The sequence below is a fragment of the Mesorhizobium sp. WSM3873 genome (genome assembly GCF_001672445.1).
Lineage (GTDB): Bacteria > Pseudomonadota > Alphaproteobacteria > Rhizobiales > Rhizobiaceae > Mesorhizobium.
The window spans coordinates 126206-138107 of record NZ_LYTM01000002.1; the positions used below are offsets into that span (position 1 = coordinate 126206).

At 62.8% G+C, this 11902-nt stretch carries 13 protein-coding genes; 10 read left to right on the top strand and 3 right to left on the bottom strand.

Annotated elements, in window-relative coordinates; genetic code table 11:
• Positions 1-78 precede the first annotated feature (78 nt).
• The 5 genes from A9K71_RS02150 to A9K71_RS02170 all read left to right on the top strand — a co-directional run bounded on the left by A9K71_RS02150 (position 79) and on the right by A9K71_RS02170 (position 4157).
• Positions 79-1113 carry a cysteine synthase A gene (locus A9K71_RS02150; protein WP_066989645.1) on the top strand — a complete coding sequence of 345 codons (1035 nt, stop codon included), beginning with the start codon at positions 79-81 and terminating at the stop codon, positions 1111-1113.
• Positions 1113-1853 carry an alanyl-tRNA editing protein gene (locus A9K71_RS02155; RefSeq protein ID WP_066989647.1) on the top strand — a complete coding sequence of 247 codons (741 nt, stop codon included), beginning with the start codon at positions 1113-1115 and terminating at the stop codon, positions 1851-1853. Before A9K71_RS02150 ends, A9K71_RS02155 begins: the two co-directional genes overlap by 1 nt.
• 46 nt (positions 1854-1899) lie before the next feature.
• Complete coding sequence (gene sseA, locus A9K71_RS02160) at positions 1900-2751, top strand: 3-mercaptopyruvate sulfurtransferase (protein ID WP_066989648.1); 852 nt, start codon at positions 1900-1902, stop codon at positions 2749-2751.
• Between the two features lie 5 nt (positions 2752-2756).
• Positions 2757-3320 (top strand): GNAT family N-acetyltransferase, encoded by a 564-nt coding sequence (locus tag A9K71_RS02165; protein WP_066989919.1) that lies wholly within the window; start codon positions 2757-2759, stop codon positions 3318-3320.
• Positions 3321-3689: 369 nt separating this feature from the next.
• A complete protein-coding gene (locus A9K71_RS02170) occupies positions 3690-4157 on the top strand; it encodes a DUF1203 domain-containing protein (protein ID WP_066989650.1) in 468 nt (155 codons plus the stop codon).
• Between the two features lie 505 nt (positions 4158-4662).
• On the opposite strand, the gene ald is transcribed toward A9K71_RS02170, so the two are convergent.
• A complete protein-coding gene (gene ald, locus A9K71_RS02175) occupies positions 4663-5778 on the bottom strand; it encodes an alanine dehydrogenase (RefSeq protein ID WP_066989922.1) in 1116 nt (371 codons plus the stop codon).
• 213 nt (positions 5779-5991) lie between these two features.
• Between ald and A9K71_RS02180 the strand changes: the two genes are divergently transcribed.
• Entirely contained in the window at positions 5992-6465 is a 474-nt protein-coding gene (locus A9K71_RS02180; RefSeq protein ID WP_059188527.1) for an Lrp/AsnC family transcriptional regulator, read from the top strand.
• Between the two features lie 105 nt (positions 6466-6570).
• Here A9K71_RS02180 and A9K71_RS02185 read toward each other — a convergent pair whose 3' ends face one another.
• Positions 6571-7230, bottom strand: coding sequence for a 5-formyltetrahydrofolate cyclo-ligase (locus tag A9K71_RS02185; RefSeq protein ID WP_082980300.1), 660 nt, complete (start codon positions 7228-7230; stop codon positions 6571-6573).
• 174 nt (positions 7231-7404) lie between these two features.
• Here A9K71_RS02185 and A9K71_RS02190 point away from each other — a divergent pair, with 174 nt between their 5' ends.
• Together A9K71_RS02190 and A9K71_RS02195 are read left to right on the top strand one after the other, a co-directional pair.
• Entirely contained in the window at positions 7405-8670 is a 1266-nt protein-coding gene (locus tag A9K71_RS02190) for an NAD(P)/FAD-dependent oxidoreductase (RefSeq protein ID WP_066989653.1), read from the top strand.
• 128 nt (positions 8671-8798) lie between these two features.
• Positions 8799-10772: a bifunctional 2',3'-cyclic-nucleotide 2'-phosphodiesterase/3'-nucleotidase gene (locus A9K71_RS02195; protein ID WP_066989655.1), complete on the top strand. Its 1974-nt coding sequence runs from the start codon at positions 8799-8801 to the stop codon at positions 10770-10772.
• A gap of 29 nt (positions 10773-10801) precedes the next feature.
• Here the strand turns inward: A9K71_RS02195 and A9K71_RS02200 are convergent, their stop codons facing one another.
• Positions 10802-11098 carry a hypothetical protein gene (locus A9K71_RS02200; protein ID WP_095827660.1) on the bottom strand — a complete coding sequence of 99 codons (297 nt, stop codon included), beginning with the start codon at positions 11096-11098 and terminating at the stop codon, positions 10802-10804.
• A gap of 259 nt (positions 11099-11357) precedes the next feature.
• Between A9K71_RS02200 and A9K71_RS32820 the strand changes: the two genes are divergently transcribed.
• Together A9K71_RS32820 and A9K71_RS02205 are read left to right on the top strand one after the other, a co-directional pair.
• Positions 11358-11492 carry a hypothetical protein gene (locus A9K71_RS32820; RefSeq protein WP_259979787.1) on the top strand — a complete coding sequence of 45 codons (135 nt, stop codon included), beginning with the start codon at positions 11358-11360 and terminating at the stop codon, positions 11490-11492.
• A 104-nt stretch (positions 11493-11596) separates the two neighbouring features.
• Positions 11597-11887, top strand: a complete 291-nt coding sequence (locus A9K71_RS02205; RefSeq protein WP_066989660.1) for a Dabb family protein — start codon at positions 11597-11599, stop codon at positions 11885-11887.
• Positions 11888-11902: the final 15 nt, after the last annotated feature.

Genomic DNA, 11902 nt, shown 5'->3' on the forward strand with positions numbered 1-11902 from the left:
ACTGGACCAGGCAAAATCTTGCCTTGAAACCGCGGCTTCCGGTTTTTAGGGTCTCGCCGCACGCATAAAGGAATCCCCATGCCCCGTAATGTGATCGAAGCGATCGGCAACACCCCCCTGATCCGGCTCAACAAGGCTTCGGACGCAACCGGCTGCGAGATCCTGGGCAAGGCCGAATTCATGAATCCGGGGCAATCGGTCAAGGACCGTGCAGGCCTCTTCATCATCAGGGACGCCGAACAGCGCGGCTTGCTGAGGCCCGGTGGGGTCATCGTCGAAGGGACCGCCGGCAATACCGGCATCGGCCTCACCCTGGTCGCCAAGGCGCTCGGCTACCGGACCGTCATTGTCATCCCCGACACGCAAAGCCAGGAGAAGAAGGACACGATCAAGATCCTGGGAGCCGAGCTGATCGAAGTGCCGGCCGTGCCGTACAAGAACCCGAACAACTATGTGAAGCTTTCGGGGCGGCTCGCCGAGCAGATGGCACGGTCGGAGCCGAACGGCGCGATCTGGGCGAACCAGTTCGACAATGTCGCGAACCGCGACGGCCACATCCGCACGACTGCCGAGGAGATCTGGACCCAAACCGGCGGCAAGGTCGACGGCTTCGTGTCCGCCGTCGGCTCCGGCGGCACGCTCGCCGGCGTTGCGCTCGGGCTCAAGGCCAAGAGCAGGCACGTCAAGATCGCACTTGCCGATCCGTTGGGTGCTGCGCTCTACAGCTTCTATACCAGCGGTGAGCTGAAAGCCGACGGCAGCTCGATTACCGAAGGCATCGGCCAGGGTCGCATCACCGCCAATCTCGACGGCTTCACGCCGGACTTCTCCTACCAGATACCGGACGAGGAGGCATTGCCGATCATCTTCGATCTGGTCCAGGAAGAGGGACTGTGCGTCGGCGGCTCGACGGGCATCAACATCGCCGGCGCCATTCGGCTGGCGCGCGAGCTTGGCCCCGGCCATACCATCGTGACGATCCTCGCCGACTACGGCACGCGCTACCAGTCGAAGCTGTTCAATCCCGAGTTCCTGCGAAGCAAGAACCTGCCGGTCCCAGGCTGGATGGACGAAAAAACCAGCATCCCGGTGCCGTTCGAAAAGGTGGCCTGATGGCGCAGAGGACCGAAGCGCTGTTTCGCGACGACGCCTATCTGAGCACGGCGGAGGCGCAAGTCGTCGCCATCAATGACCGCGGCGGCATCCTTCTCGACCGCACGATCTTCTATGCCACGTCGGGCGGGCAGCCAGGCGATACGGGCATGTTGGAGCGCGCCGACGGCCGCATCGCGATCGCCGCCACCATCACCGGCGAGACCAAGGACGAGATCATCCATGTGCCGGCGCCTGAACAGGCCCTGCCGGCCGTCGGTGAAAAGCTGAAGCTCGCCATCGACTGGCGGCGGCGGCATCTTCTGATGCGTATGCACTCCGCCTGTCATCTGCTCACCGTCGTCTGCCCGTTTCCGATCACCGGGGCAGCGGTCGCCGAGGACGACAGCCGAGTCGATTTCGACATTCCCGATGCCGGCTTCAGCAAGGAGGACGTGACAGCGCGATTGATGGAGCTTGTGCGGGCCGACTATCCCGTCTTCACGCGGCTGATCACCGACGAGGAACTTTCGGCCAATCCCGGGCTTGTCAAATCGAAGAACGTGCGGCCGCCCGTCGGCACCGGCCGCATTCGCCTTGTCTGCATCGGCGAGAATGCCTCAATCGACAGTCAGCCTTGCGGCGGCACCCATGTGAAGAGCACCGGCGAAATCGGCGAGATCCATATCGGCAAGATCGAAAAGAAGGGCCGCGAGAACCGGCGCTTCCGCATCCGCTTCGGGCCGATGCCGGCGAATTGACGAGCAACACCTACCAAAGTCGCGAGGAGCGGGCAGGAGAGGAAAAATGGCCGAGGACAGCCCATTCATCGTCGACGCGGATTGGCTCGAGAAGCGGTTGGGAACGCCAGGACTGACCGTCATTGACGCGTCCTGGTACCTGCCGGCGCAGAAACGCGACGCCCGCGCCGAGTATGACGACGCCCATATTCCAGGTGCGCGCTTCCTCGATCAGGACGCCGTTTCGGACCCGGATTCCAAGCTGCCGCACACATTGGCGTCGCCCCAATATTTCGCGCAATATGTCGGCTCGATGGGCGTTTCGGCCGACGACACGATCGTCATCTATGATGGTCCAGGCTATTTCTCGGCGCCGCGCGCCTGGTGGATGTTCCGCGTCATGGGCGTTTTCCAGGTCTATATCCTGAATGGCGGCTTCGACCGCTGGAAGGCGGAAGGGCGGCCGGTGACGGCGGAGCAGACCCGGATCGCGCCTTGCGTCTTTTATGCCGATTTCGATGCAAGCCGGGTCGTCAGCCTCGACGAAATGCGTCGGATCGTTGGAAGCGGAGAAAGCCAGATCGCCGATGCGCGCTCACCCGGGCGTTTCGCCGGTACCGATCCCGAACCGCGTCCCGGCGTCCGTTCCGGCCATATGCCGGGCGCTCGCAACGTTCCGGTTGCCGCGCTTGCCGAGAATGGCGAACTGCTGCCCAAGGACCGCTTGCGCAAGGTCATTGAGGAAGCCGGCATCGATCTTACAAAGCCGGTCGTCACCTCGTGCGGATCTGGCATCACCGCGGCGGCGATCACGTTGGCGCTGGAGACGCTTGGCCATACCGACAACAGGCTGTACGACGGCTCGTGGACCGAATGGGGTGGGCTGAGCGACATGCCCGTGGCGACGGGCAAGGAATGACGGCGATGGAAAACGGTGGACCGAAGGATATCGACGTCACGGTCACATTCCTCGAAATGCACGCACCGCCGACCTCATCTCCCCCGCTGCCCTACAACCGGCAGATCGCGTTGCTGAGGACCAAGGACATTCCGCTGCATTTCTACCGCTACCTGATGGATCGCGTCGGGCGCAAATGGCACTGGGTCAACGTGCTTAGACTGAGCGACGAGGAACTGGCCGCCGGCCTGCATCGTGAGGACCGCGACATCAGCGTGCTCTACCTCGACGGCTCTCCCGCCGGCTTCTTCGACCTCAAGCCACATCTGCCCGAAGAAGTGGAACTCGCCTATTTCGGTATGATGGAACATGCGCACGGCCAGGGTATCGGCCGCTGGTTCCTGGGTGCGGCCATCTCGGCTGCATGGTCGTATGGGCCGAAGCGCATCACGGTGCAGACCTGCACGCTCGACCACCCGGCGGCGCTGCCGCTTTACCAGAAGCTTGGCTTTACGCCGGTTGCGCAAAAGAAAGAGGTCGTGCATCCGCTGACCTTCGCCGAGCGCTCGGCAAGCGTCATGCGACCGTAGCTAAAGGGAAGCGCGGCGCAGTCGGCTGCCTCGACGCCTACGCAAGCGGCGGCGGCTGGCCCTCGAAGTTCGGCAGCGACGTGTCGATGCAAGCCCAGCGGGGCGCCTTGGTCGTCCAGATCGTCGCTGCGGGCCGTATCATGCTCGGATCATCGCCAGACTCAGCCGCCCGCGCGCCGCACCCTTCTTCTGCGATCATCATGGCGCGGAGCGCGGTCCATGGCGGGTCCGATAAGTCTAGCATCGTGATTTCGGGTTCGTAATTCGATACTGCGCTTCGAGCGACGCACGAAGCGCTTGGCAGGAATCGGGTGGGAGACGCTGTCGGCTCGGCATAGTTTTCGGCCAAGGACACCGGAGAATTTTGCCATGAGCATCCAGTTCAAAGCCCTGCCGACCGAAGCCGTGCGCGCCTTACAGCGGGGAGGGCCCGACGCTTACGGCCACACGCCAGAGCGAAGGATTTCGGATGGCGATGGCGTGCCGTGCCGGCATTGCATGAAGAACGTCGCAACCGGCGATAGCTATCTCATCCTCGCCTACCGGCCGTTCCCGGAGCTTCAGCCTTACGCGGAGACCGGACCGATCTTCCTGCATGCGGACGAATGCCAACGCCCCGCGGAGGCGGATGCACTGCCCGAGATGCTCCAAAGCAGCGACTACATAGTGCGCGGTTATGGCAAGGACGACCGCATCGTCTACGGCAGCGGCGCCGTCGTCCCGACTGGCGATATCGCGGCCCGCGCCGAGACTTTGTTCGAGCGCGACGACATAGCCTACATTCACGTCCGCTCGGCACGGAACAATTGCTACCAGTGCCGCATCGAACGAGCTTGATCGCCGGCAAAAAATGCCCGCCGGTGGTCTGGCGGGTCGTTGGAAGTCTGTGACAGAAGCCTTCGGCCCGAGCCGCCGGCGGGGCCGGTTTTCACCGGAACCGAGGGCGACCGTAGCCATCAGGTAGCGAAATCTCTCTAGGCAGGTTTCTCGGGTCCCGAATGTGAAGCATTTCACACAAGAGGCACCGGATTCGCTCGCATGGCTGAGCGGCGGCCCGCATGCCCCCGCAAACTGTCGTACTCCCGTCGCATAACCGCGCTAGAAGGGCAGTCGTTGATCGATGGCCGACCGCGGATGGACCGGCGGCACATCGCAACATCGAGGAAGCGGGGCTCTGGCTCCGCTTTTTTGTTGCCCGGATTCTTCGCGCAAAGGACCGGACTGGAAACACGAGAAAAAACGCCCGCCGGAAGAACCGGCGGGCGCGACAGGAGGAAGCTTTTGTCGAGGGCAATTCCAGGAAAGGTCTTTAGCGGTTCCGTCCGGAATTGCGTGACTGGTTTCAGGCGGCCAGCACCGCCTTCGGTTCGACCATCTCGTAACCGAGCGCTTCGGCGACGGCACGATTGGTGATCTTGCCCTTGTGGACATTGAGGCCGTTGCGCAGGTGATGGTCGTCGACCAGCGCCTTCAGGCCCTTGTCGGCGAGCTGCAGGCCGTGATGCAGAGTGGCGTTGTTCAGCGCGTGCGCCGAGGTGACCGGAACCGCGCCCGGCATGTTGGCGACGCAGTAGTGGATCACGCCGTCGACCTCATAGGTCGGGTCGGCATGGGTCGTGGCGTGCGAGGTTTCGAAGCAGCCGCCCTGGTCGATGGCCACGTCGACCAGCACCGAGCCCTTCTTCATGCCGGAGAGCATTTCGCGGGTGACCAGCTTGGGTGCGGCGGCCCCCGGGATCAGCACGGCGCCGACGACGATGTCAGCCGAAAAGCATTCGTCTTCGAGCGCTTCGACGGTCGAATAGCGGGTATGGACACGGCCGCCAAAAATGTCGTCGAGCTGGCGCAGGCGCGGGATCGAGCGGTCGATGATGGTGACGTCGGCGCCGAGGCCGGCAGCCATCTTCGCAGCATGCAGGCCGACGACGCCGCCGCCGAGCACGGTGACCTTGCCGGGCAGCACGCCGGGAACGCCGCCGAGCAGCACGCCGCGGCCGCCATTGGCCTTCTGCAGCGCGGTCGCGCCGGCCTGGATCGACAGGCGGCCGGCGACTTCCGACATCGGCGCGAGCAGGGGAAGACCGCCGCGGTCGTCGGTGACCGTCTCATAGGCGATCGCCGTGACGCCCGAAGCGAGCAGGCCCTTGGTCTGCTCCGGATCCGGGGCGAGGTGGAGGTAGGTGTAGAGGATCTGGCCGTCGCGCAGCTGCACCCATTCGTTGGGCTGCGGTTCCTTGACCTTGACGATCATGTCCGACCTGGCGAACACGTCGGCGGCCGTCTTGGCGATCGTGGCGCCGGCGGCGCGATAGGCGTTGTCGTCGGCGCCTATGCCGGCGCCGGCGCCGGCCTCGACAAGCACTTCGTGGCCGTGCGCGACATATTCGCGAACCGAGCCGGGCGTCAGACCGACACGGTATTCATGGTTCTTGATTTCCCTGGGGCAGCCGACGCGCATCTTCTTCTCCTGTCCGGCCCTTGAAAGGGCGCTCTCCCTGACCTTTCCGGGCATGCCGCCATTCCAAAAACCGACGCGCAGTTTTGGGCGACATGCATCAGACGCAGTGAAGCATGAATCGTTCCGTATGTGTTTGCGAATGCACTTGCGGTAGCGTCCGGTCTTCGATAATCGTTGCGCAAAATGCCGGAATATTCGCAGGAATCACGAAAAATGCCGCTCGATAGGATTGATATCGCCATCCTGGAGACTTTGCAGAAGGATGGCCGGATACCCAATGCTGCGCTTGCCGAAAAGGTTGGGCTGTCGCAGTCGGCCTGCTCCAGGCGCCTGGACAATCTGGAGAAATCCGGAACCATCCGCGGCTATCACGCGCGGCTGTCTAATGCCGCGCTTGGCCATCAAATGACGGCGATCGTGCATATATCGTTGTCGGGGCAGTTCGAGAAGACGCTGTCCGATTTCGAAGCGGCGATCAAACGCTGCCCGAACGTGCTTTCCTGCCATCTGATGTCGGGCGAATACGACTATATCCTGCGTATAGCGGCCAAGGACCTTGCCGACTATGAGCGCATCCACAAGGAATGGCTGTCGGCGATGCCGCATGTGACGAAGATCAACTCATCCTTCGCCCTGCGCGAGATCGTCGACAGGACAGCGGTGGGGTTGAGGCCGGAAATGGCTTAGCTGAGGTCAGAGCGTTTCAGCGTTCCACCGCAACCCGAACCGCTCAATCTCTTTGCTTTGCGCAATTGCGGACGGAAACCGCTACACACTTTTCGTGGAACTGCCTTAGGCTCCGGCCGCCTCGGTGACCACCTTGGTCATCGGGATGTCGTGCGGTTGCGGATAGATGGTGGGAATGCGCTGCAATTCGTAGCCGACGCCGATCACCAGCGGCCTGAACGACATGGCGGCGAGCGTACGATCGTAGAAACCGCCGCCATAGCCCAGCCGGTAGTTGCTGGGATCGATGCCGACCACCGGCGAGATCACGATATCGGGCAGCACAGGATCACCCTCGGCCGGGATCGGGATGTTCCAGACGCCCTTCTCCAGCCGGTCGCCCGGCGCGTAGGCGCGGAACACCAAAGGCCGGCCCTTCTCGATGACGACGGGCAGCGCGGTGCGGCCGCCGCGCGCATTGATCGACGCCATAAAGCCGCGCAGGTCCGGCTCGCCACGGAACGGCCAGTAGAGGCTGACCATAAGGCCGGCAACCTTGCCGACCAGCATATCGAGGCCCTCGGCAATCCGCTGTGACATTGCCGCGCGTGCATCTGCGGAAACCGCAAGCCGCGCGCCGATCAGCCGCTCACGCTCCGCCTTGCGCCAGCGCCGGACATCGGTCCAGTCGGACAGCGGCATCTGATAGTCCGGGTCGAGCTCATGCATGAAACAAGGCGGCGAAGCGTATTGGGCCGGGCCGTCGTCATCGCGTTTGTCAGACATGCTCCACTCCTATCGTTCTGCTCCACGCTATACCCGGCGTTCCGGAGGCGACATGCGCGTACACGACACCGGGCGACGACTCCCGGGCAGTGACGGGCCAGCGGTGGCGTTGTTGCGGTGCACAAAAATGCTTACATCTAAGCAATCGGGTTGCTTTGGGCGAGGTGGCTGAAAATGGACGAAGCCAACCATCATGTCGTGATCGTCGGCGCCGGGTTCGGCGGTCTCGAACTTACCCGCGCGCTGGCTGGCGCACCGGTGCGCATCACCATGATCGATAAGCGCAATCACCACTTGTTCCAGCCGCTGCTCTACCAGGTGGCGACCACCGCGCTGGCGACTTCCGAGATCGCCTGGCCGATCCGTCATCTGTTACGCAAGCGCAAGGATGTGACGACGCTTCTGGGTACGGTCATCGGTGTTGACCGCGCAGGCAAACGCGTGCTGCTCGATGACGGGAGCGCAGTCAGCTACGACACGCTGGTGCTCGCCACCGGCGCGCGCCACGCCTATTTCGGCCATGACGAATGGGAGCCATTCGCGCCCGGGCTGAAGACGCTGGAAGATGCCACCACCATCCGGCGCCGCATCCTGCTCGCCTTCGAGCAAGCCGAGCGCGAGACCGATCCCGCCAGGCGCCAGGCATTGCTGACGCTGGTCATCGTTGGCGGCGGACCGACCGGCGTGGAGCTTGCCGGTACCATTGCAGAGCTTGCGCAGGACACGCTGCGCGGCGAATTCCGCAATATCGACACGCGGAAGGCGCGCGTTGTGCTGATCGAAGCCGGTGACCTTGTGCTCGCCAATTTCGCACCGGAGCTCTCGGCCTATGCTCAAAAAGCGCTGGAGCGGCTTGGCGTGACGGTCGAGCTTGGCCGTGCCGTCACGCAGTTGGATGTCGAGGGCGTCGTCTTTGGCGATACCTACCTGCCGGCAAAGACGATTTTATGGGCAGCCGGCGTCGCCGCTTCGCCTGCGGCGGAATGGCTGGGAGCGCCCGCCGACCGGGCGGGCAGGGTGCTGGTCGAGCCCGATCTCACCGTGCCGGGCAGCCCCGACATATTCGTTATCGGCGATACGGCGCATCTGCTGCGACCGGACGGCAAGCCGGTACCGGGCGTGGCGCCGTCCGCCAAGCAGGAGGGCAGGCATGTTGCGGCGACGATCAAAGCGAGACTCGATGGCGACGCAGCGCCACGCCCTTTCCGCTACAAGCATGCCGGCGACCTGGCGACGATCGGCAAACGCGCGGCCGCCATCGATTTCGGCTGGATCAAGCTCACCGGCTGGCTCGCATGGTGGCTCTGGGGGATAGCGCACATTTATTTCCTGATCGATTTTCGCAATCGGCTCGCGGTGTCGCTCAGTTGGCTGTGGATATATTTTACCGGGCAGCGCAGCGCGCGCCTGATCACTCAGGGTGACGACGACAAGAGCTGATTGCTTTTCATCGACGCGTCACCGTGTCGTGATCAACAGGCATCCAACAGACATGGACTCGAAATGCCTTCGACGGCATGTTCCGATTGGGGGGCAGGGCATGTCGCGTTGTCTTAGAGGAGGAAACAATGTCACTTTTGCCCGTCTCCCGCCGCGAATTCCTGGCCGGAGCCGCCGCCAGCGGAGCGCTGATCATGCTGCATCCGTTCTCCGCCCGTGCCGCAGCCAATCAGGCGCATCTGAGGATCATGGAGACGACCGACATCCATGTGAATTTGCTGCCCTATGATTATTACGCCGACAAAGCGAACGACACGATGGGCCTGTCGCGCACGGCCTCGCTGATCGACGGGGTGCGCAAGCAAGCCACCAATGCGATGCTGATCGACAATGGCGACCTGTTGCAGGGCAATCCGATGGGCGACTACATCGCCTATGAAAAGGGCATGAAGGACGGCGACCTGCATCCGATCATGAAGGGCATGAACCTGCTCGGCTATGAATGCTCGACGCTCGGCAACCACGAATTCAACTACGGCCTGTCCTTCATGGACAAGGTGTTGGCCGGCGCCAATTTCCCCTTCGCGTGCGCCAACCTGATCCGGGGTACGACGCTCGCCACGAACCCGCGCGACGACAAGCTCTACCTCAAGCCTTATGTCATCCTCGACAAGAAGATCAAGGACGGTTCCGGCGCTGAGCAACCGATCAAGATCGGGGTCATCGGTTTCGTGCCGCCGCAGATCATGGTCTGGGACCTGAAAAACCTGGAAGGCAACGTCCAGACCCGCGACATTGTCCAGGCGGCCAAGGCCTGGGTACCGCAAATCCGCGAGGAGGGCGCCGACATCGTCATTGCGCTTTCGCATTCCGGCATCGATATCAAGCAGGGCGAAATGATGGAGAACGCCTCCTTCTTCGTCGCCGGCGTCGAAGGCATCGACGCGGTCTTCACCGGGCACCAGCATCTCGTCTTCCCCGGCAAGAAGGATTTCCAGGCGCTGGAAGGCGTCGACACCGAAAAAGGCACTCTGCAGGGCAAGCCGGCGGTGATGGGCGGCTTCTGGGGCTCGCATATGGGCCTGATCGACCTGCTTCTTGAGCGCGACGGCTCGAAATGGCGCGTCGTCTCGGCCACCTCCGAGGCGCGGCCGATCTATGAGCGCGTCGACAGCAAGAACAAGGCTACGGTCGGCGACGACAAGCGCATCATCGCGGCGCTAGAGCAGGATCACGAGGCGACGCTCGCCTATGTCCGCCGCCCCGTCGGCAAGACGTCCGCGCCGCTCTATTCCTATTTCGCTTTGGTTGCCGACGATCCATCGGTGCAGATCGTCAATCAGGCGCAGAGCTGGTATCTCAAGGATATTTTGAAGAGCACAGAGTGGAAGGACGTGCCGCTCCTCTCTGCGGCGGCACCGTTCAAGGCAGGCGGCCGCAACGGCGCCGACTACTATACCGACGTCCCTGTCGGCGATATCGCCATCAAGAACGTCGCCGATCTCTATCTTTATCCGACCACCGTGCGCGCGGTCGAAATCACCGGCTCGCAAGTCAAGGAATGGCTGGAGATGTCGGCCGGCATCTTCAACAGGATCGAGCCCGGGAAGGCGGATCAGCCGCTGATCAACACCGATTTCCCCTCCTACAATTTCGACGTCATCGATGGCATCACCTACAAGATCGACCTGTCGCAGCCGCCGAAATACGATACCAAGGGCGCCGTCGCCAATGCCGGCTCCAGCCGTATCGTCGATCTTAAATTCGCCGGCAAGCCACTCGATCCGGCAGCGAAATTCGTGGTTGCCACCAACAACTACCGCGCTGGCGGCGGCGGCAATTTCCCCGATATCAATGCTTCAAAGATCATCTACGAGGCGCCGGACACCAACCGCGACGTGATCGTGCGCTACGTCATCAGCGAGGGCACGATCAATCCGTCGGCGGACGACAACTGGTCGTTCGCGCCGCTGCCTGGAACCAGCGTTGTCTTCGAGACCGGACCCAGGGCCAAGGATTTCATCGGTCAGGTGAAGTCGCTGAAGATCGAGCCGGCGGGCGAGGGTGAGGCGGGGTTTGCCAAATACCGCATTGCCCTTTGATGTTGCGCGGCCGGGCCGGCCTGATTTGGCTAAGGCGAAGGGGTGGTCGCGGGCGTGGTGAGCGGCCCGGGGAAGGCCGGCTGGATCGACGTGCCGAGCGGATCGCTGGGCACGGTCAGCGGCGCCATTCCTCTCGGGTGGCGAATCTCCTGGATGGTCGATGTCGGCGTGTTGTTGACAAGGTCGCTGGCCCCCGGTGTCAGCGTCGGGGCGGTCAGCGCGCCCAGCGGGTCATTGGTGACCGTGGGCAAGGATACTTTTGCGTCAGCCGCACTTGCCGAGATCACGGCAAGCAGCAGCACGGCGACGGTTACGGTGCGGTTCAAGGAAGCCTCCTGTTGCGAACGACGCTCGGCGCTCGCGCGAGGATGCAGTGACGGCGCCGGACAGCCGGAAAAATGCCGGATGTCCGATCGCGGTTGCATCACGTTCGCATGAGACATTTGTGCTCGCACCGCAGCTCTCCAGGTAGGCCTGGCTGGGTCCCATGACGCCGGAAAGGTGCGTCGATTACAAAGCGGTGAATTGGAACGATTGCCGTGAAGGCGCTCTGGTTCGGTTTGAGGACATACGCTAGCTTTAGCCATGCGTTATGTGATCGTTATCGTCGCCATCACGTTCTTCCTGATCTGGGACGGCCTCTACAACCAGGGCCAATATCTCGACGCGACCGTCAGGGAGATGTCGCGCATCGTGCGTTACGTCACCGGCGCTGCCTGAGGCCCCGACGCTGCCGCTCGAACAGCGGGCGCGACATCGTTGCCGGTTGACGCGACGGCCTTGCTCCCACAAAACGCGTTCATCCGTCGATCAAGGAGGCTGGGTTGATCCGGCACATCGTTTTCTTCAGCGTGCGGCGCAAGGAGGATGTGGAGGCCGTCCGGTCAGGTCTTCAGGAACTGGGCAAGATTCCACATTCGAAACACTTCGAGGTGACGCTCAATACCAAGGTCGATTTGTTCTCAAACGCGATCGACGTGGTCGTCTATGCCGAATTCGAGGACGAGGCAGCGCTCGCGGCCTACCGGGCGCATCCGATCTATGCGGAGACGACCGGCAGGGTTAAACCGTTGCGCGAGCTGCGTTATTCGGCCGACGTCGTGGCCGCCGCCTGAGCCACGCCGTCCGCT